The organism is Arthrobacter sp. 10N43 (assembly GCF_056394525.1).
Map to the genome: position 1 here is coordinate 337668 of NZ_JBFTIA010000001.1, position 19508 is coordinate 357175.

At 65.5% G+C, this 19508-nt stretch carries 19 protein-coding genes and 1 pseudogene; 8 read left to right on the forward strand and 12 right to left on the reverse strand.

The features are described from left to right. Positions 1–85: 85 nt before the first annotated feature. Both AC1DDO_RS01505 and AC1DDO_RS01510 read right to left on the reverse strand, forming a co-directional pair. A complete protein-coding gene (locus AC1DDO_RS01505) occupies positions 86–472 on the reverse strand; it encodes a PLDc N-terminal domain-containing protein (protein WP_476866455.1) in 387 nt (128 codons plus the stop codon). A 97-nt stretch (positions 473–569) separates the two neighbouring features. Continuing rightward, positions 570–1016 (reverse strand): hypothetical protein, encoded by a 447-nt coding sequence (locus AC1DDO_RS01510; protein ID WP_476866456.1) that lies wholly within the window; start codon positions 1014–1016, stop codon positions 570–572. 481 nt (positions 1017–1497) lie between these two features. On the opposite strand from AC1DDO_RS01510, the gene AC1DDO_RS01515 reads away from it, so the two are divergent. The 4 genes from AC1DDO_RS01515 (at position 1498) to AC1DDO_RS01530 (ending at position 5981) form a co-directional block, all read left to right on the forward strand. Beyond that, on the forward strand, positions 1498–2433 hold the full coding sequence (locus AC1DDO_RS01515; protein ID WP_476866457.1) for an alkaline phosphatase family protein: 936 nt from the start codon (positions 1498–1500) through the stop codon (positions 2431–2433). A gap of 309 nt (positions 2434–2742) precedes the next feature. Beyond that, positions 2743–4185, forward strand: coding sequence for a glutamate/gamma-aminobutyrate antiporter GadC (gadC, locus tag AC1DDO_RS01520; protein WP_476866458.1), 1443 nt, complete (start codon positions 2743–2745; stop codon positions 4183–4185). Continuing rightward, entirely contained in the window at positions 4182–4628 is a 447-nt protein-coding gene (locus AC1DDO_RS01525) for a hypothetical protein (RefSeq protein WP_476866459.1), read from the forward strand. Before gadC ends, AC1DDO_RS01525 begins: the two co-directional genes overlap by 4 nt. Positions 4629–4631: 3 nt before the next feature. Continuing rightward, positions 4632–5981, forward strand: coding sequence for a M20/M25/M40 family metallo-hydrolase (locus AC1DDO_RS01530; RefSeq protein ID WP_476866460.1), 1350 nt, complete (start codon positions 4632–4634; stop codon positions 5979–5981). Here the strand turns inward: AC1DDO_RS01530 and AC1DDO_RS01535 are convergent. The 4 genes from AC1DDO_RS01535 to AC1DDO_RS01550 all read right to left on the reverse strand — a co-directional run bounded on the left by AC1DDO_RS01535 (position 5978) and on the right by AC1DDO_RS01550 (position 9309). Continuing rightward, the gene (locus AC1DDO_RS01535) at positions 5978–7117 is read right to left on the reverse strand and encodes an aminopeptidase P family protein (RefSeq protein WP_476866461.1); all 1140 of its coding nucleotides are present in this window, start codon (positions 7115–7117) and stop codon (positions 5978–5980) included. The genes AC1DDO_RS01530 and AC1DDO_RS01535 overlap by 4 nt on opposite strands. Before the next feature lie 148 nt (positions 7118–7265). Then, the gene (locus AC1DDO_RS01540) at positions 7266–7604 is read right to left on the reverse strand and encodes a YciI family protein (protein ID WP_476866462.1); all 339 of its coding nucleotides are present in this window, start codon (positions 7602–7604) and stop codon (positions 7266–7268) included. Further along, a complete protein-coding gene (locus AC1DDO_RS01545; RefSeq protein WP_476866463.1) occupies positions 7601–8947 on the reverse strand; it encodes an RNA polymerase sigma factor in 1347 nt (448 codons plus the stop codon). The genes AC1DDO_RS01540 and AC1DDO_RS01545 overlap by 4 nt, the downstream gene beginning before the upstream one ends. 35 nt (positions 8948–8982) lie before the next feature. Then, positions 8983–9309 carry a YciI family protein gene (locus AC1DDO_RS01550; RefSeq protein WP_476866464.1) on the reverse strand — a complete coding sequence of 109 codons (327 nt, stop codon included), beginning with the start codon at positions 9307–9309 and terminating at the stop codon, positions 8983–8985. 500 nt (positions 9310–9809) lie between these two features. Between AC1DDO_RS01550 and AC1DDO_RS01555 the strand changes: the two are divergent. Next, positions 9810–10183, forward strand: a pseudogene (locus AC1DDO_RS01555) (VOC family protein). Positions 10184–10224: 41 nt separating this feature from the next. Here AC1DDO_RS01555 and AC1DDO_RS01560 read toward each other — a convergent pair. Beyond that, positions 10225–10458 carry a DUF6480 family protein gene (locus AC1DDO_RS01560; RefSeq protein ID WP_476866465.1) on the reverse strand — a complete coding sequence of 78 codons (234 nt, stop codon included), beginning with the start codon at positions 10456–10458 and terminating at the stop codon, positions 10225–10227. Between the two features lie 195 nt (positions 10459–10653). After that, complete coding sequence (locus tag AC1DDO_RS01565) at positions 10654–11496, reverse strand: alpha/beta hydrolase (RefSeq protein ID WP_476866466.1); 843 nt, start codon at positions 11494–11496, stop codon at positions 10654–10656. A gap of 572 nt (positions 11497–12068) precedes the next feature. On the opposite strand from AC1DDO_RS01565, the gene AC1DDO_RS01570 reads away from it, so the two are divergent. The 3 genes from AC1DDO_RS01570 to AC1DDO_RS01580 are packed head-to-tail and all read left to right on the forward strand — an operon-like array spanning position 12069 to position 14131. After that, complete coding sequence (locus AC1DDO_RS01570; RefSeq protein ID WP_476866467.1) at positions 12069–12569, forward strand: VOC family protein; 501 nt, start codon at positions 12069–12071, stop codon at positions 12567–12569. 27 nt (positions 12570–12596) lie between these two features. After that, a complete protein-coding gene (locus AC1DDO_RS01575) occupies positions 12597–12764 on the forward strand; it encodes a hypothetical protein (RefSeq protein WP_176803407.1) in 168 nt (55 codons plus the stop codon). Continuing rightward, on the forward strand, positions 12761–14131 hold the full coding sequence (locus tag AC1DDO_RS01580) for a dihydrolipoyl dehydrogenase family protein (protein WP_476866468.1): 1371 nt from the start codon (positions 12761–12763) through the stop codon (positions 14129–14131). Before AC1DDO_RS01575 ends, AC1DDO_RS01580 begins: the two co-directional genes overlap by 4 nt. A 110-nt stretch (positions 14132–14241) precedes the next feature. Here the strand turns inward: AC1DDO_RS01580 and AC1DDO_RS01585 are convergent, their stop codons facing one another. From AC1DDO_RS01585 to AC1DDO_RS01600, 4 genes are all read right to left on the reverse strand, one after another. Further along, positions 14242–15912 carry an FAD-dependent oxidoreductase gene (locus tag AC1DDO_RS01585; protein ID WP_476971289.1) on the reverse strand — a complete coding sequence of 557 codons (1671 nt, stop codon included), beginning with the start codon at positions 15910–15912 and terminating at the stop codon, positions 14242–14244. A gap of 193 nt (positions 15913–16105) precedes the next feature. Then, on the reverse strand, positions 16106–16783 hold the full coding sequence (locus AC1DDO_RS01590; RefSeq protein WP_476866470.1) for an SDR family oxidoreductase: 678 nt from the start codon (positions 16781–16783) through the stop codon (positions 16106–16108). Between the two features lie 31 nt (positions 16784–16814). Next, positions 16815–18281, reverse strand: a complete 1467-nt coding sequence (locus AC1DDO_RS01595; RefSeq protein WP_476866568.1) for an NAD-dependent succinate-semialdehyde dehydrogenase — start codon at positions 18279–18281, stop codon at positions 16815–16817. Between the two features lie 39 nt (positions 18282–18320). Beyond that, a complete protein-coding gene (locus tag AC1DDO_RS01600; protein WP_476866471.1) occupies positions 18321–19508 on the reverse strand; it encodes an iron-containing alcohol dehydrogenase family protein in 1188 nt (395 codons plus the stop codon).

Genomic DNA, 19508 nt, shown 5'->3' on the forward strand with positions numbered 1-19508 from the left:
CCGGTGAGGATTCCACGCCCGCGTTCGCATACCGTGGATTGCCGGGCCTTGATCAGCGTCTCCGCCCCGTAGGAATTCTTGGCTGTCAGGCCAGTACTTTGCCCTTGATCTTCTCAAACTCGTCAGCGCTTATAGTCCCGGAGTCCCGAAGAGCCGTGGCCTTGGCGATCTCCTCGCTCGGACTCGCTGTAGCGACGCTGCGAATGTTGGCATCCGAGGCCTCCCGGTTCGCCCGTGCCCGTTCCATGGACCGCTCCGTCAATCCCTTACCGCGGGCAATCAAGTAGACCAACACGCCCAGCAAGGGCACGAAGACCAGGAAGAGGATCCAGAGGGCTTTCCACCAGCCACTCAGTTGGTCGTCGCGGAACAGGTCGCCGATGACTACGAAGAACGCCCAGAGGAAGGCGATGACCGCGTAAACGACGAAGAACCACCAGAAAATATCCCAAAAGTCTTCCCAGAAACTCATGTCAACTTCCCTGCTTTCGGTAAGAACGCTGTTGTACGGGAACTCGGCCTGGGCGGGTCCGAGGCTGGCAGCTGGCCTCCCGGGAGAGGCCTGGGAGTCAGCATTTGGTCGCCGTCTGGAGGTCGCTGACTGCGGCCTGGACGTTGGCGGCGTCGTCCCGCAGTGAGGCGGCCGCCTGGGTCAGGGTGGCGTCATCCGGGACGGCTCTGACGGCCGCGTCGAACTTGTTTTCTGCCGTCTTTAGGGCGTCCATCTCGTCTTTGGCCACGTCCTGGCCGGCCTTGACCAGGTCGTCGTAGGTCTTCGCGACCTGTTCTCGTGCCGATTTGATCTGGTCTATCGTGGCGCCCGGTTTTAGTGTTTGTTTGAAATTTGTCAGGGACGCGGCGAAGGCGCTTGCAGCAGCGCAGGCCTGCGAAACGTTCTTCTCCGCTCTGGCGCTGCTGACGCTGGTGCCGGGGCTGGATGCGCCGCAACCGGTGAGCAGTGCGATGGCTACTCCTGCTGCGATCGGTCCTGCAAGGATCGGGCGTGCTCTGGCCACTGGGGGCTCCTTTCCGAAATGGATTGCGGCAGCCGGACCCGCCACACGCAAGTCCGACCATTGTCTGCCCGTACCGTGGGCGGGGACCTCATCCGGGGAAGATGATCCGGTCATGGCAGCGCCCTGAATCCGGCGGCCCATCCATGAACTTCTCTTCAGGGAAGGCCGGTTTTGTGCCATGATCACACCCGGTACGTGGTTTCAGCGCTGTCGATAGGTTCCCGGGTCTCCCGCGTAGTCCGGTGGTTCGCAGGGCACGCCAACGACTGATAGAAAGCCAGAACCGATGAGCCGGAATGTTTCAAATTTCCTGGGGTTGAACCGTGCGGCACGGCGGCCGGCGGTACTGCTTCTGGCTGCCATCCTCGCTGTTGCGGCCACCGCCTGTGAGCCCTCAACGCCGGGAGGCGGACCCTCGCCGGGCCAGAGCACAGCAACGTCCCAATCCCCACGGCCCCCGGGGAAGCCCGGTCACGTCTTCGTGATCAACCTGGAGAACAAGGACTACGACGACGTCTGGGGCACCAACTCGGCGGCCACCTATTTGTCGAAGACCCTACGCGCGCAAGGCGTGCTGCTGACCCAGTATTACGGGACGGCGCACAACTCCAATCCCGACTACCTGGCCCAGATTTCCGGGCAGGGCTCGAACGTCATGACACGCATCGATTGCCCGATATATGCCAAGTTCAAACAAACCGGTACGTCCGAACCGGGCCAGGTGCAGGGCATCGGTTGCGTGTACCCGGCATCGGTTCCCACACTTGCAGGCCAACTCACTTCCGCCGGCAGGACCTGGAAGGGCTACATGGAGGACATGAGCACTCCCTGCCAGCACCCCGAGCCCGGCTCCAAGGACGATCACCAGCGCGCGAAGGTCGGCGACCAGTACGCAACACGCCACAACCCGTTCGTATACTTTGAGGAAATTACATCGTCCCCGGACTGCCAGAAGAACGTTGTGGACTACACGCACTTCGCTGATGACCTTAAGTCCTTGGACACGACACCGAATCTTTCCTACATCACCCCCAACTTGTGCAATGACGGGCACGACACCCCCTGCGTCGACGGGAGCCCGGGCGGCCTCGAAAGTGCCGACAGCTGGCTGCAGCAGCAGATCCCGGCCATCCTGGACTCCCCAGCCTTCAAGCAGGACGGGGTGCTGGTGATCACCTTCGACGAATCCGAAAGCAATACCTCCGGCCCGCCGGGGGTCCCCGGAGGCACGGCGGGCGGCCGGGTCGGCGCGCTGGTGCTCTCGCCGTTTACCAAGGGGGGAACGACGTCGGACAGGATGTACAACCACTTCAGCCTGCTCGCCAGCATCGAGGACATCTTTTCAGTACCCCGGCTCGGATACGCGGGAGCACCCGACCTGAACAGCTTCGGCCCGGACGTCTTCAACGCCGGGTAAGCGCCAATGCCGGCGGCTCTCCCGGCATATGCCTTTCCCGGTCCTGGGCCCTCGTCTAACATCACCGCGGTGATCACCGACCTGCTCTGGAAGCGCACCCGAAACCGCGTAAATTAGCACCCCGGGGACCCCGAGTATAGAGGAGATGGAGACTGGTCCCAGCGAATTCCGAGGTCCATGCTGTAAACACCGAGCACTTTGTGTGATAGGGGGCAGGGGCATGTTCAAGCAGTTGACTGTTCGCCCCAGGCGCTTTAGCTCCGCCTGGCCCGTGGAAGATACCAGGGGACACCCAAGGGTGTGGCTTACGTGAGCGAACAGGCAGCCACCCTGCCGAAGGCGCCGCCGGCCGTGTGGATCTCCTGGGTGGCTCTGGCCCTGATGACCACCAGCTCGGTGGCCAGTCTCCGAGCGGCCCCGACCATGGCCGTCTACGGCCTCGCTTCGGTGTTCCTCTACGTGGTTCCCGCGATTGTCTTCCTGCTGCCCACCTCCCTTGTGTCCGCTGAACTGGCGTCCGGATGGAAGGGTGGCGTCTACAACTGGGTCTCGTCCGGAATCTCCAAACCTATGGGCTTCCTGGCGGTGTGGTGCCAGTTCGCGATGACGATTTTCTACTATCCGACCCTGCTGGGGTTCGTCGCGAGCACACTCGCCTACGTCTTCAACCCGGCGCTGGCCAGCAGCGGCGTATGGACGGCCTTGGTGATCGTGGTGTTCTACTGGGCCGGCGTGTATGTCTCATCCCGCGGCACGAAGGGTGTGGCAGGCCTGGCCAGCGGCGGCCTGATCATCGGCACCCTGATCCCGGGCGCCCTGCTCGTCATCCTGGGCATGGTCTTCCTCGGCCAGGGCAATCCGTCCGCCGCTCCGATGACCGCGGCAAACTTCTTCCCCGAGTGGGCCGGACTGGCCAGTCTGGTGCTGATCGTGAACAACTTCCTGTCCTACAGCGGCATGGAGATGAATGCGGTGCACGTGTCCTCCCTGAAGGATCCGGCCAAGGAGTACCCGAAATCGATGTTCCTGGCCATGGGGCTGGTACTGCTGATCTTCATACTGCCGGCGCTGGCGATCAGCTGGATCGTCCCGGCCGATGAGCTCTCCCTCACCGCGGGTGTCATGCAGGCCTTCGACGCGGTGTTGGCGTCCTTCAACATGCAGGGCCTCACACCGATCCTCGGCATCATGCTGGTTGCTGCCTCCCTCGGCGGCATGCTGACATGGCTGGCCGGTCCGTCCAAGGGCTTGCTGCTGATCTCGCGTGAGGAAGGCTACCTCCCGCCGTTCCTGCAAAAGCTGAACAAGAACGGCATCCAGCAAAACCTCCTCGTCGTTCAGGGGCTCGTCACCACCGTGATCGCGCTCGGCTACGCGCTGATCCCGGATGTCTCCAGCGCGTACTGGATTTTCTCGGTGATCACCACGCAGGTCTACCTGATCATGTACCTGCTGATGTTCGTGGCCGCGGTCCGGCTCCGCCGCAACGACCCGGACCACCCGCGTGGCTACCGGGCACCGATGCTGATCGGGCTGTGCGGCGTCGGATTCGCAGCCTCCCTGGCAGCCCTGCTTGTCGGGTTCGTCCCGCCGTCGCAGTTCGGCAACGGCGATCCGCTCATCTATTTCCTGATCGTCGGCGGCGGCGCACTGGGGCTCGGCCTGCTTGTGCCGTTCCTCTTCTACAGATTCCGCAAGCCCTCCTGGAAGCTGCCCGACCAACAAACGCAGACGGAGCTCCCGAAGTCATGAGCACGCAGACTGAGTCCTCAACCAAGCGCGGCCGATCGGTCATCTACATCGTTTCCATCATCCTGCTCGTGATATTCGCCCTTGTCGCACTGCTGAACTTCAGGTCGGCGAGGGAGACGCAACAGTCCCTGGCGAAGGCCGACCAGCTGATAGCGGAGATCAATGCGGCTGGCGGGTCGGCACCCTCACGTGAGCAGATAGCCCGGGTGCTAGGCGACGACGGCGGCGCGGTCTGCGCGAATCCGAACGGCGCGCTGAGCCGGGCCACCTTCGACAGCCAGCTGACGAACGGTGCCACCGGGCCCGGAAGCAGGCCGGTGATCGCCAACGACCGCGTCGCCAAGGGCGAGCTCGCGATTATCAAGATCTACTGCCCGGACGAACTGGCTGAATTCCAGCAGTTTATTGACGGCCTCAAGACCTACAACACGGGCGGTGGGTGAGCCGTGGACCTGCGCGCCCGGATTGCCGATCTGATGCCTCCGGCATGGGAGGAGCTCGCCGAGTTGGTGGCCATCCGGTCGGTGGCGGATGCGCGGCAGTTCCCCGCGGAGGAGTGTGCCAGGGCGGCGCAGTGGGTGCTGGACAAGTTCGCCGGGCTCGGATTTTCCGACGTCCACCTGGAGCGGACGCCGGACGGCTCTGACGCGGTGGTCGGCTCGAGGCCAGGACCTAATCCCGATGCGCCGACCGTGCTCCTCTACGCGCACTACGATGTGCAGCCGCCTCTCGATGATTCGGCATGGCGCACCCCGCCCTTCGTACTCACTGAAGTGGAAGGCCGCTGGTACGGCCGGGGCGCCGCTGACTGCAAGGGCAACATCCTTGCCCATCTGCTTGCACTCAGGGCGCTCGGCGATGATGTGCCCGTGAATTTGAAGCTGGTGGTCGAGGGGTCCGAGGAACAGGGCACCGGTGGGCTCGAGGCGTTCGTCGCGAGCCACCCGGACCTTCTTCGTGCCGACACCATCCTGGTCTGCGACACCGGCAACGCGGCCGTGGGACACCCCGCGGCGACCGTGACCCTGCGCGGGATGGTCAATGTTGTGGTGACGGTGGAGGCGATGGCCTCCGAACTTCACTCCGGCATGTTCGGCGGTGCAGCCCCCGACGCGCTCGCGGCGCTGATCTCAATGCTGGCATCCCTCCGGGACGGGCCAGGCAACACGACGATCACTGGCCTGGACAACACGCAGACCTGGGCCGGCGCTCCCTATCCGCCCGAACAGTTCCGGTCCGACGCCGGCGTGCTCGACGGAGTCGCGCTGTTGGGAGACGGCAGCGTGTCGGACATGCTCTGGGCGCGACCGGCCCTCACCGTGCTCGGCATCGATTGCCCGCCGGTGACCGGCTCGACGGCGGCGATCGTGCCGCGGGCATCCGCACGGATGAACCTGCGCGTCCCGCCAGGCATGGCCGCCGCCGACGCCCACACGGCGCTGGCTGACCACCTCCGGGCCGCCGCTCCCTGGGGAGTCCATGTCACGATGGACGTGGAGGCCATCGGGTCACCCTTTCAGGCGGCAGTCGGCGGGCCGGCCTTTGAAGCCATGAGCGCCGCCATGCTGAGGGCCTACGGGCGGCCCATGGTCACGCTGGGGCAGGGTGGATCGATTCCGCTGTGCAACGTGTTCGCCGACACTTACCCGGACGCGGAAATCATCCTGCTCGGGGTCGAGGAACCCCTCGCCCTCATCCACGCACCGAACGAGAGCGTCGATCCGGCCGAGATCAGCGCCCTGGCCGAGTCCCTGGCCCTCTTCCTCGAGCACTACGCAACCCCTCCGGCTAGCTAGTGGACGATTCTCATCTCGTGCGAGGTCTGGTTGAGTCGCCGTCCGCCGTCGGGAACGACCGTCACAATGTCCTCGATCCGCACACCGAACCTGCCCGGCAGGTAGATTCCGGGTTCGATTGAGAAGCACATGCCGGGGTGGAGGATCTGGGTTTCGCCCTCCACCATGTACGGCGGCTCGTGAGTCGTCAGTCCGATTCCGTGACCGACACGGTGAATGAAGTAGTCGCCGTAGCCGGCTTCAGTGATCACCGCCCGGGACACGCGGTCAATCTCCTGGCACTCCACGCCGGGCCGCACGGCCTCGAACCCGGCCTGCTGTGCATGTCTGACGACGTCGTGAACCTCGCGTTCCTCCGCGGTGGGTTCGCCGACGTGCACAGTCCGGGTCGTGTCTGATCCGTAGCCGTGTTTGAGGCCGCCGAAGTCGAGCACCACCATGTCGCCGTCCTCGATGATCCGCGGGCCGATCTCGTGGTGCGGGTTGGCGCCGTTCGGACCCGACCCGACGACGGTGAAGTCCACCTGCGAATGACCGAATTGGCGAAGCAGGTCCGCGAGATCAGAGCCGACGTCGGTCTCGCTGCGCCCAGCGAACCGCACGGTGACGATCTCCTCGTACGCCTGGTCTGCGGCCGCGCCGGCCGCCGCCAGCCGCTCGATCTCGTCGTCATCCTTGATCGCCCGAAGCATCGGCAGGGCGGTCGTCATGGAGACGTAGGAGGACTTGGGCAGTCGATCCTGCAGACCCAGGAGGTGCATGGCCCAGGCCGAGTCAGAAACGGCATAGCGTCCGGTTCCGGCCATCAGCGTCGCAGATTCCGTGTAGGGGTCGCTGCCGTCGGTCCAGTCGGTGATCCGCAGAATCGAGGCGCCGGCGGCCGCTTCCGCGTCGGGCCGCTCAAGCTTCGGAACGATCATGGCAGGCTCCGCGTCGACGGGAATGACGAGCATGGTGATGCGTTCGGTGATGGCCACGGGTGCATACCCCGTCAGGTACAGGAGGTCCGGTCCGGGAGTGACCAGGATGCCGTCGAGCCCGGCATCCTGGGCGGCGTGGGCTGCCCGCCGCAACCGCTCGGCGAAGTCATCGGCGGTAAACGGAGCCGGCTCGGAAAGGCTGCGATGATCACTCATGGTTCGCATTTTCGTGCGCGGCGCATCACTGGTCAACCCATCGCGTTGACCACGGACACGCTCACGCGCTTACTGAGCTCCGCCAGGGTCATTGATCTTTGCACGCAGCAGCTCGTCGAGCCGGCAATGAATGCCGCTTAGGTCGTTGTCAGGGGTCGATCCGGCGGATCTCGATCGACCAAAGCTTGGCCTCGCCGAATTTGCCGGCGATTTCTACGGCACGGGCCATGTCCACACAGTCGACGATGTAGTATCCGGCCACGATTTCCTTGGTTTCAAGGTAAGGCCCGTCGGTCACGGTGCAGGTATTGCCGTTATTTCTTACGAACTTCGCCTCTTCACCGAGCTCATGAGCCTCCACGAACTCACCGGATTCCCTAAGTTCCTGCTGCAGCGAGGTATGCGCCTGCATGATCGCCTCGATCTCGGACGCGGAGAGTGCATTCCAGGTCTCAACGTTATTGGGGATCAGCATGAGGTGCTTCATTTGATTTCCTTTCGCGGTACTGCCGGGTTCAGGCCGGGATCAGGTGAGGACGGGGCCCCGGCGTTTATCTCCGTCAGGCGTTTGGTCAGGTAGCGGCGCTCGGCCTCGGAGGGAGCGAGGTCCCGGGCCCTCTGATACTCGCAGCTGGCCTCTGTCTTTCTGCCAAGGCGGCGCAGGAGATCAGCCTTCGCTGCGGGCAGGAGGTAGTAGCCATCGAGTGACCGTGTCCGGTCCAGTTGGTCTATGAGGGCAAGACCTGCTTCCGGCCCGTGGGACATCGCGACAGCGACGGCACGGTTCAGCTCGACGACCGGCGACGGCGCAATCCGGGCAAGGGCGTCGTAGAGCAGGGCCACCCGGGCGAAGTCAGTGCTGCCAGAGTCCGGGGCGGACATATGGCAGGCAGCAATGGCGGCCTGCACACGGTAGCTACCCGGCCGCGAACGGCATGAAACGCCCATTTGATCAGCAGCCGCCAGCAGGGCCACAGCCTCCGCGACCCCAACCTTGTCCCACAACCCGCGGTCCTGCTCCTCAAGGGTCACCAAGTCTCCTGCGGCGTCTGTTCGCGTCTCCCGCCGGGCATGGTGGAACAGCATGAGGGCCAGGAGGCCCAGAGCTTCAGGTTCCTGCGGGGACCCGTCGAGCAACACAACCAGCAGCCGGGTCAGGCGAATCGCTTCCCGGGCGAGAGGTTCGCGGATCAGTGAGTTGCCGGCGGTGGCCGAGTAACCCTCGTTAAACATCAGATACAACACGGCGAGAATCCCGGCCGTGCGTTCGGAGATGAGCTCCGGAGGCGGCACGCGGTACGGGATCCCGGCATCGCGTATCTTCGCCCGGGCCCGCACCAGCCGTTTGGCCATGGTTGCCTCCGGAACAAGGAAGGCGCGGGCGATCTCACCGGTCGTCAGCCCCGCGACGGTGCGCAAGGTCAGGGCCACCCGGGCATCGAGCGGGAGGGCAGGGTGGCAGCAGGTGTGAATCAGCCGCAAGGTGTCATCCTCATCAGCTGTCCCTGTGCCGGCGTCGCCACCCATCCCTTCGAGCTCGGTGAGAATCGCGAGGTCACGGACCGCCCTCTTTTCGCTGGCGGCGCTCCGCATGCGGTCGATGGCCCTGTTCTTGGCCACGGTGGTCAGCCAGGCACCGGGGTTCCTGGGAACGCCGTGTTCCGGCCAGTCCCCGAGGGCCCTGGCGAACGCATCCTGAACACAATCCTCAGCCAGGCTCCAGTCGCCCGTAACCCGAATGAGGGTTGCCGTGATCCGCGCTGTCTCACCAGCGGAGGCGGCCTCGACGACGGCCCGCACGTCCGTCAGCTCCGGCAACACTTCACCCATGACCCGTCCGTCCGCCCCCTCCCCGGGGCGGATGGCTACTCCCCGAGCGGCCACACGGGCCTGATCTCGATCTTGCCGAACCGGGCCATCGGGTGCTTGGACGCGACCTCTATGGCCTCATCGAGGTCGGCACACGCGATGATGTCGTAGCCGGCGATCCATTCCTTCGTCTCCGCGAACGGCCCATCCGAGACCACCACCTCACCCCCGCGCACGGTGACCGTAGTGGCATCCTCGACAGGACGCAGCCGGTCCCCGTGAAGCGCGACACCACGGGCCTCCATCTCGGCCCCCCATTCCACAATATTGTCCTCGGCAGCCACATATTCCGGCGCCGTGGGATCGCTACAGATGAAAAGCATGTACTCCACAATGACTCCTCCTGTTCGGTTGCTACACAAATACGACGACCGGGGTGCCGCCAAAAGGACACCTGACGAAGAATACTTTTGAAGATGTCACCGACCAGTGGGATCTGCCCACTGATGGGCTCCCGCCGGCAGACGGAAGATGACCGGCTGTCGGCGAATCGCTGCCCTGCTGTCACTGGGTGGTGAATCTGATAGTCCAATCGGCTTTCTCGACGGTTGCTTGGATCAACTTCGCGTTCCGTTCATCGGATCCGAGAGCCCATTGATGTGCCTCGTGCTCGTTCTTTCCGCATGCCAGGGCGAGCATAACCACCAAGGTCAGGGCAGTCCAGACGCTAGCAAGCGGACCGCTGGCTCTGGACGGACGATGCGCCCCTGTCGGTGACAGCCCGGCCGCAGGCCAATGGCATAGTGATTGCATCCGAAACGAAAGGCGGCCCCGTGTGTCTGCCGCATTCCAGGTGACCTTTGACTGCTATGACATAGAGTCAATGGCGCGCTTTTGGGCTGTGGCCCTCAGTTACAGCGGCCAGGAGCCGCCTGAGGGATTCTCGAGCTCGGCGGAATTTGCCACGAACCAAGGCACCCCGGAGGCGCTGTGGCGTGCCGCTGTTGTTGACCCGGCCGGCAAAGGCCCCCGCTTGTTTTTCCAGCCGGTCCCCGAAAGAAAGACGGCGAAGAACCGGGTACATCTAGACATGTCAGCCTGGGTGCGAAGGCCAACGCGCAGGGACGCCGCGTTGCCCTCGCCCACGCCGATCGCTGCGTGAACGCCGGAGCCACGCTCGTCAACGTCTTCGACGGTGACGACGGCTGGCACATTGCCATGCTCGACCCGGAAGGGAACGAATTCTGCATCCAGTGACTGTCCCTGTCCGTGATCGATCCGGCAGTCCCGAGGGCGCGCTAGTCGAGTAATCCCACGATGTAGCCGACAAAGTACAGCAGCGACAACAGGACCACTGCTGCGATGCCCGCCATCCAGAGAATCTGGGTGCCCATATTCGTGCCGTTCTCATCGTGACCCTGCGGTCCGCCCGTGGAGGCTTCGCCCGGAGGCGTCTCCCCTGGCGGCACTCCGCCTCCAGGCTCCAAGCCAGTGATCTTGTCCTCATACGGGTCGGGATTGCTTCCTGACACGTTCACTCCCTGGGTCGCAGTGCTGGTGGCCTGGCCGGCCAACGGAATTTGATGGCGCGCGTTGTGCTAAGTACGGCCCGGATGCATCCGGAAAATGTGACAGGGCGAAAGGTCTTCCCAGCGAAGAGCAGCGGCGGGGTTTGCGCCGCCGGGCACCGGCCCGAACCGATCCTTGGCACCTCCGCGGGCTTGAGGCTACGTTCCAGCGGCTGGATGCTTCGCGTGTTCGACGGCCCACTCGAGGGCGTAGTCTGCTACCTCCTCCCATCCGTCCTGCCCCACTGTGTAGTGTGAGCGCCCAGGGAACTCCTTGTAGTCGGTTGTGGTCTTGACGTTGCGGTAGTGCTTGACGTTCGCCTGGTTGACCGCTGGAGGCATGAGGTTGTCGTCTCCACCCGCTATGAACAGCAAGGGCGCGCGGTCCTCGTTCCTGAAGTTCACGTAGGTGTCCTGGTGTCCAGGTGTGAAGTTGGCGAGGGGCCCGGCCCACACGAAGCTGCCAGGCGTTGGAATGTGGTAGCGCTCGTAGACCTTGTCCGACTCTTCCCGGCTTAGGGTGTTGGCGAAGGCGTAGTGGAACTGCTCTGGGGTGAAGCCCACCGCCCTGTGGCGGTTGGCGGGGTTCTTCAATATGGGGAAGAGGGATCTTATCTGTGAGACAGGGGTTACCCTGACGCCCTCCGCCGGCGCGGAGTCTATGACCACGCCTGCTGCCCCGTAACCGTGATCGAGCAGGATCTGGGTAAAGAGGCCTCCTGCCGAGTGGCCCATGATGATCGGCGCTCTGTCCAGCCCGCCGACTACACCTTCGAGGTGTTCGACGACCGCAGGGATAGTCAATGCCTCAATCGGGGTGGGATCCTCGTTGAGCGCTTCGACCTCGACCTCAAAGCCTGGGTAGGCGGGCGCGAGCACCCGGTAACCACGGCCCTCGTAGCGCTCGACCCACTTCTCCCAGCTGCGGGGGGTCACCCAGAGACCGTGAACCAACACAATGGTGTCCGGGGCGCCCGGGCCGGCGGGATTATCTTCAGTCACGGTGTCCTCCTATCGTCGGGGTGGGATCCCTGACTGACCACGCGGCCAGCTCTACCGGCAGTTTCGGGCTCCTCCCACCGTTATCGCACCGCCCCTTCTACACTCAACCCCGAGCTCACGGGCGTTTAGGGCCGAAGGTCCTTTTGAACGTGCGTGCACACCGGCCAGCCTCGTCTTCCGGTCCTTGCAGTGCGGCGGGTAGCTGACAGCAGCTTCGTCCGGGAGCACCCCCGAGCCCACGGAGGCACGTCGGTGGCCAGCGCGGCTGGCCGGACAAAGTTGCGCAGCACCGGAGGAAGATGCCAGGGCCTCGGCCATGGCGCTCCCCCGCTGCATCCGGCAAGGACTTCTATCTCTCTTGACTTTCGTCCTGGATGAGGCCACTGTGGGGTCCCGAGGGCTGCGTCCCCGGTTGAAGATCGGCCGGGGGGCGACAAGGAAAGCGCATGGCGACCCCCGTAGCGCAAGCCCCGCAGCATTGGCCTGGTGCCCGCCGCCGGCACGCCTTTCCCGGGTCGCCAGTGAGTCCGCTGCCGCCCTTTCATGGCGCGCCCGCCTAAGGGGAGGCCGGGATGAGTACCGTCGAGGAAAGCAAACAAAGTGCAGCCGGCAGCCCGCCGGTAAAGGCCGGGGAGTTCCGGCTCGAGGTTGTAGTGGTGCCGGTTTCGGACGTCGACCGGGCCAAGCGGTTTTATGAGGGTCTGGGCTGGCGGTTCGATGCCGAAGCTGCTGTCGCGGATGGTTACCGGCTGATGCAGTTCACGCCGCCAGGTTCCGGCTGCTCGATCATCTTCGGCGAAGGGGTCACTTCGGCTGCGCCGGGCTCGGCCCAGGGGCTGCACCTCGCGGTGTACGACATCGACCAGGCCCGCACTGACCTCATCGCGCGCGGGGTCGAAGTCAGCGGGATCTTCCACGACGCCACGGGCGTCTTCCATCATGCCGGAACCGAAGGGCGGGTGGACGGGCCAGCTCCCGAACACAGGGATTACGGCTCGTTCGCATCGTTCAGCGACCCGGACGGCAACGGCTGGGTCCTCCAGGAGATCAAGACCCGACTTCCGGGCCGCTGAAGCATCCAACGCTGAAAGGAGAATCTGATGGCCACGACTTACGAATCCGCGGGCGACCTTGCGGAAGCCCTGAGGCGGGCCGCGAAAGCACACGGCAAACACGAGGAACTCACAGGCCAGGAAGACCCTGACTGGCCCGACTGGTACGCGCTCTACATGGTGCGCGAGCACGCCGGGGAGGAGTTGCCGACATGAACAGCGACTACGACGTGATCGTGATCGGCGCCGGATCCCCCGGCGAACACTGCGCGGGCGCCCTCGCCGAGGGCGGCCTGCGCGTCGCCGTCGTGGAGCGCGAACTGGTCGGCGGCGAATGCTCGTACTGGGCGTGCATCCCGTCCAAGACGCTGCTGCGGCCCGGTGAAGCGGTCCATGCCGCACGCCAGGCGGCCGCCACCGCCGAGGCTGACATCGAGGCGGCCTTGGCCTGGCGGGACTTCATGGTCTCGGATTACTCCGACGCCGGACAGGAACGCTGGCTGGCCGATAACGGCATCGACCTGCTCCGCGGCACCGGCCGCCTCGCCGGTCCCGGCGTCGTCGAGGTCGACGGCGTGCGGCACACCGCCAGCCACATTGTCCTCGCCAACGGCGCCGATCCCGTCGTGCCGCCCGTCCCGGGCCTGCGCGGGCTCGACGGCGTCTGGACCAGCCGCGAGGCGACGTCCATGAAGGCCGTCCCGCGCCGCCTGCTTATCCTCGGCGGCGGCCCTGTCGGCGTCGAAATGGCCCAAGCCGTGCGCCGATTCGGTGGCGAGGTGGCAATCATCGACAGGTCCGCCCACGTCCTCGGCCGGGAGCCGGCGCCGCTGGGCGAGGCCCTCGGCGAGGTATTGATTGGTGATGGCATCGAACTCGTGCTGGCGGCCAGTTCCACCGCGGCACGGCGAGATCGCGGGGACTACGTTGTCGAGATCGACGGCCAACGCGAGTTGCGCGGCGACCGGCTGCTCGTCGCCACGGGCAGGCGCCCGCGTATCCAGGCGATCGGCCTGGAGACCGTGGGCGTCGAGCCAGATTCGCACGGAGTCCCGGTCGATGCCCACCTTCGCGTGGCGGACGGGCTCTGGGCGATCGGCGACGTCACCGGGATCTGGCCGCTGACCCACGTAGGGAAGTACCAGGGCGATGTCGTCGCCGCGAACATCCTGGGTGAGCCGCGGGAGGCAAACTACGAGGCCGTTCCCCGGGTCACCTTCACGGACCCGCAAGCCGCGGCGGTCGGCGCCGTCGACGGCCGCTTCAGCGCCACCGTCCCCGTCTCCGAGGTGTCCAAGGCTGCGACCTACACACGTGCTTACGCCGAGAGCAATGGCTTCCTGACCCTCCTCAGCGACGGCGAACGGCTGACCGGTGCGTACGCCCTCGGCCCGGAGGCCGGCGAGTGGCTGCAGCAGGCGACACTGGCGATCCGGGCCCACGTTCCGCTCGATGTGCTGAGGGACACGATCCAGCCGTTCCCGACGTTTTCGGAAATCTACGTCTCCGCGCTGAAGGCACTCCGCGAGGAAATCGCGGCCGCCCGCAGGCCGGTTGGCGCTGGACCATCCCCGACGGAATGAGAGGAGGCGATCCGATGAGCACCGCAGCTCGCTGTCGCCGGCTAAGGCCGAAGCCTGGACGGGTTGACTTTCCAGGGGTCCCTCTGCCGATTCTCGGTTTGGGTCGTGAGCTAAACGTGGAATCCGATCGAGACATGGACTGATTGGACGGCGCTCGCTCCCTCTCCGACCGCTGCGGCGACGCGCTTCATTGAGCCCTTGCGGACGTCGCCCGCGGCGAACACCCCGGGGATGCTGGTTTCAAAGGGCAGCGGCCGTCGACCGAGAGACGACCAGCTTCCACCGAGTTCCGACAGGTCCAGGTCCGAGTCGGTCAGGATAAATCCTTCGTCGTCGAGCGCGACTCCGTTCAGCCAGGCGGTTGCGGGAACTGCGCCGATGAAGCAGAAGAGTCCCGCGCACTCGACAATCGCCCGGATTCCCGAATCCCTTGCCGTTATCTCAACAGCAGCGAGGTGGGTTTGACCCTGGAGGCCCGATACCTCTGTCGCGGTGTGGATAGAGACCAGCGGTTCGGCGGCCAGCCGGTCCACAAGATAGCGGGACATGTCAGCTGCGAGATCAGCACCGCGAACGACGAGATGGACGGCGCTTCCGCGCGACGCGAGATACAGCGAAGCCTGACCGGCCGAATTCGCGCCGCCGACAACTGCGACCGGCTTACCGGCACACCATTTGGCTTCGAGTTCAGTTGCAGCGTAGTAGATTCCGGCGCCTTGGAACTTCTCCCAGTCCGTCAGGGGCAGAGACCTGTACCTGGCGCCGGTGGAGATGATCACGGCGCGGCTTTCGAGGCTGGTGCCGTCGGTCAGCGCGAGACGGATTACGCCGGTGTCAACGTCGAGTGCTGTGACCCCGCACGGTGCCGATAGCTGAGCGCCGAACTTGAGTGCCTGCACGATCGCCTTCCCTGTCAGGTCAGTCCCGCTTATGCCCGTGGGGAACCCGAGATAGTTCTCGATTCGCGAACTTGCCGCAGCTTGTCCACCAGGACCGATCGCGTCGAACAAGACAGTTGCGAGCCCCTCAGATGCACCATAGACCGCAGCGGCAAGGCCCGCCGGGCCTGCGCCAATCACTGCCAGATCCACCTTTTGGTCGGCCGCTCGACGGTATGAGAGTCCGAGTTCGCGGGCCAAGATCTTTGCAGTCGCGCGGCGCATCACGTTGCCGGGAGTGATAACGACCGGGAGGTCCCCCGTCTCGGCCTGCACGGCCCGCATGAGTGCCTGCCCGGCAATGGAATCAGCTTCAAAATAGAGATGGGTGAGTCGCAATCGCGCCGCGTATGTCCGCAGTTCCAGTGAAGCTGCGGACAGACGGCTACCGACGATCTCCACGACTCGGGCGGCTGCGTTGCTGCGAAGGAGTTCTCTCCGCGCGAGAAAGGCGCGCAACAGAATATCGGAAAGCTCGGCGTCCTCAGCCATCAGCCGACGAAACTGGGCCGGTGGAATCCTATGAATTCGTCCTGCTTGCACCACCAGCCCCGTCAGGTACACGGCTTGACCGGTGAGCAGGCTCAACTCACCTATGAAACGGCCCGGCCCATGGCTGACCACGACCTCCTCGGGTGCATCGTGGGTGGCGGCCCGGATCAGATCCACCGCTCCCCGCTCAATGACGATGAGATCATATGATTCGTCGCCTGCCCGGAACACGGTGTCGCCGACGGCAACGTCTTGCACGACAGCGTAGGTCCTGAGGCGTCTGATTTGCTCGGCTGAGAGGACCGGGAAGGCGACACCTGAGTTCGCTTCGAAGGGGTTTTCTTTGGTCATCGGAAACCATTCTCAGTGATGGGACGCGGGTGATTCCCGCAGGCCGGAGAACGCCCGCTAGCGCTGGTGTGGCGGAGGCCCGACGTCGAGAACGGTTAGCAGGTCACCGAGCCTAACGTCGAGAGATGCTCCGACCTTCGTAATATCAGAGTTGTCAAAGCTTGCCAACGCCTGAGAGGCCTGCCGCGCGCGCCTAGAAGGCCTGCCCGGTCGCCCGGATCATCACCTCGGAGATGTCGACGCCGCCCGGTTGGTTCAGCGCCCATAGCATGGCGCCGGCCACTGATTCAGGTTTGATGGCGGCGTCGGGTGCTTCCTTCCACAGGGGTGTGTCCACGTGGCCGGGAGCGATGTGCAGGACCCGGACGCCGGTGCCCACAAGCTGTTGACGGAGCGATTCAGCGTAGCCGGTGACTGCCCACTTCGTGGCGGTGTACAGGTTGCCGGGGTAGACCTTGCGGCCTGCTGTGCTGCCCATCAGTACGAAGTGGCCGCGGTTGGCGGTGAGCTGGGGCAGGGCGGCCTTGGCCAGGATTGCCGGGCCATAGACGTTGGTGAGGACCATGTCCCGCCAGCGCTCCGGGTCGCCGTCGGCAAGATCGCCGGATGCCGAGAACCCGGCGTTGGCCACTGCCACGTCCAGCCCTCCCATCGCGTCGACGGCATCGGCCACCGCACCACGGGTCTGCTCCCAGTCCCCCGCGTCGGCAACCCCGCCTTGGACGTTCCCCAGCGCCGAACACGACTCGACGAACGCAGCCAGCCGTCCCGCGTGGCGCCCGGTGGTGAACACGGAGTGTCCGGCGCGGAGGGATTCGCGGACCAGGGCGGCACCGATCCCGCTGGTGCCGCCCGTGACGAGGATCCGCATCAGGCGCCGCTCCGACGCCGGAACCGGGTTGTCATGAGGGGTCCGCGATGCCGACGTACCGTGTCTCCAGGAATTCCTCGATGCCTTCGGTTCCACCTTCGCGGCCCAGTCCGGACTGCTTGACGCCGCCGAACGGTGCCGCCGGGTTGGATACGATGCCCGTGTTCAACCCGAACATGCCCACGTCCACGCGTTCGGAGAGGCGGATGCCACGGTTGAGGTCGCGCGTGTATGCGTAGGCCACGAGACCGTATTCGGTGTCGTTGGCCAGCGCGATTGCCTCGGCTTCGGTCCGGAAACTGACCACCGGAGCCACCGGGCCGAAGACCTCCTCGTGCAGGATCCGCGCGGTGGCCGGCACATTGGTGAGGACCGTGGGCGGGTAGAAGTGGCCGTCGCCGCCGGCGGGCGCACCGCCGGTGAGGGCCGTCGCTCCCCCGGCGACGGCGTCGCGGACGAGTTCGTCGACCTTGGCCAGGCTCTTGGCATCGATCAGGGGCCCGATGTTGGTGCCCTCCGCCGAGCCGCGGCCCAGCTTGAGGCCGCCCATCCGTTCCGCGAGGCGCTGGCTGAACTCGTGAGCCAGTGATTCGTGCACGATGAACCTGTTGGCGGCCGTGCAGGCCTCGCCCATGTTCCGCAGCTTGGCCAGCATCGCCCCGTCCAGGGCAGCGTCGAGGTCTGCGTCCTCGAACACCAGGAACGGGGCATTGCCGCCGAGTTCCATCGAAGTCCGCAGCACCTGGTGCGCGGAGTCGGCGATGAGCTGTTGGCCGACTCCGGTGGATCCGGTGAAGGAAAGTTTTCGCAGTCGGCTGTCCCGGATGAGCGGGCCGGTGACGTCCCCTGGGCGGGTGGTGGGGATGACGTTGAGGACACCCGGCGGCAGTCCCGCATCGCGGAAGACGTCGGTCAGCAGCAATGCCGTGAGCGGTGTCAGGTTGGCGGGCTTGAGCACCATGGTGCAGCCGGCCGCGATGGCAGGGGCGATCTTGCGGGTGGCCATGGCGAGCGGGAAGTTCCACGGGGTGATGAACAGGCATGGCCCGACTGGGCGCTTGGTCACCAAAAGCCTGGACTTGCCGTCCGGTGCGGTGGAGTAGCGGCCCGACACGCGCACGGCTTCCTCGGAGAACCAGCGCAGGAATTCGGCGCCGTAGGCCACTTCGCCGCGTGACTCGGCCAGCGGCTTTCCCATCTCCAGGGTCATGGCCAGGGCGAAATCTTCGGCCCGGGCGGTGACCATGTCGAAGGCACGGCGCAGGATCTCCCCACGTTCGCGCGGCGGCGTCGCGGCCCAGGAGTCCTGGGCCTGGGCCGCGGCAGCGAGGGCACGGTCGCCGTCCGCCGGTGACGCGTCGGCGATCCACGCCAACGTGGCGCCCGTGGAGGGGTCCTCCACCGCGGACGTGGCGCCGTCGGACGCGTCCGTCCACGCACCGTTGATGAACAGCTGCGTCGGCAAGGTCGCGAGGAACGCCCGCTCGGCACCGGTCACGCCGGTTTCGGCCAGGGCAGGGGCAAGGGTGTTTTCCACTTAGAGCGCTTTCTCGAGGATGGTGCGGATTTCGGCGGCGGTGGGCGGCACCGGGGTGTTGTTGATGACGGCGTCGGCCAGGGTGTCTTCGACGAGCGAGTCGAGGTCCGCCGTGGTGACGCCGAAGTCCGCCAGCCTCGCGGTCATGCCCACGTCGCGGGCGAGGGCGGCGACGGCGGTGACAGCCGCTTCCGCGTTGGCCTCCACGGTGGCTGCGGTGTCCCCCACCCCGAGGGCGAAGGCGAGCCGGGCGGTCCGGTCCAGGCGGTTGCGCAGGTTGAGCCGGAGCACGTCCTCGATGACCAGGCAGAGAGCGAGGCCGTGCGGGATGTTGAAGCGGCCGCCCAGCGGGTGGGCGATGGCGTGAACCAGTCCCAGCCCGGTGTGGGAGAACCCGACTCCGGCGATGTGGGAGGCCAGGAGCAGCTGGGACCTGGCCTCGATATCCGTTCCGTCGGCGACGGCGCGGGGCAGGAACTCGGCGACCATGGACACGACCTGCAGCGCGATGCCGTCCGAGTACGGGTTCTGCCGGATGGATGAGTAGGACTCGACGGCGTGCGTCAGGGCGTCCATGCCCGTCGCGGCAGTGGCTTTAGGCGGCAGGCCCAGGGTCAGTTCCGGGTCAAGCACGGCGGCCTTGGGCAGGGCCGATTCGTGGCCGACGTAGAACTTGCGGTGGGCGTCGACGTCGGTGACCACACCGAAGGCGTTGACTTCGGCGCCGGTGCCCGCCGTCGTCGGGACGGCGACGATGGGCAGCGCCGGGTTCGCGAAGTGATTGCTGTAGTCCAGACCGGCGCCCCGGGCCGGGTTGACGGCGCCGAGGGATATTCCCTTGGCGGCGTCCATGGAGGACCCGCCGCCCACCGGGACGAGGACGTCCACGCCGGTGGAAGCAGCAAGGTCGGATCCGGCGTCGACGCAGGTGGTGGTGGGGTTGGGGGTGACACCGTCGAACACGGTGACGGCCAGCCCGGCAGCTTCCAGGGAGGTGCGGACCGCCGCCACAACGTCCGTTCCCGCGAGGAACGGGTCGGTGACGATGAGTACGGACTTGCCGCCCAGCGAGGCAACAATTCCGCCGACTTCGGCCACCCTGCCGCGACCGAAGTAGGCGGTAGGTTTAGGGTCCAATGTCAGCTCAGTGGAAGCCAGCTCGGCATGGATCTGCAGTCGGGTGTGCAT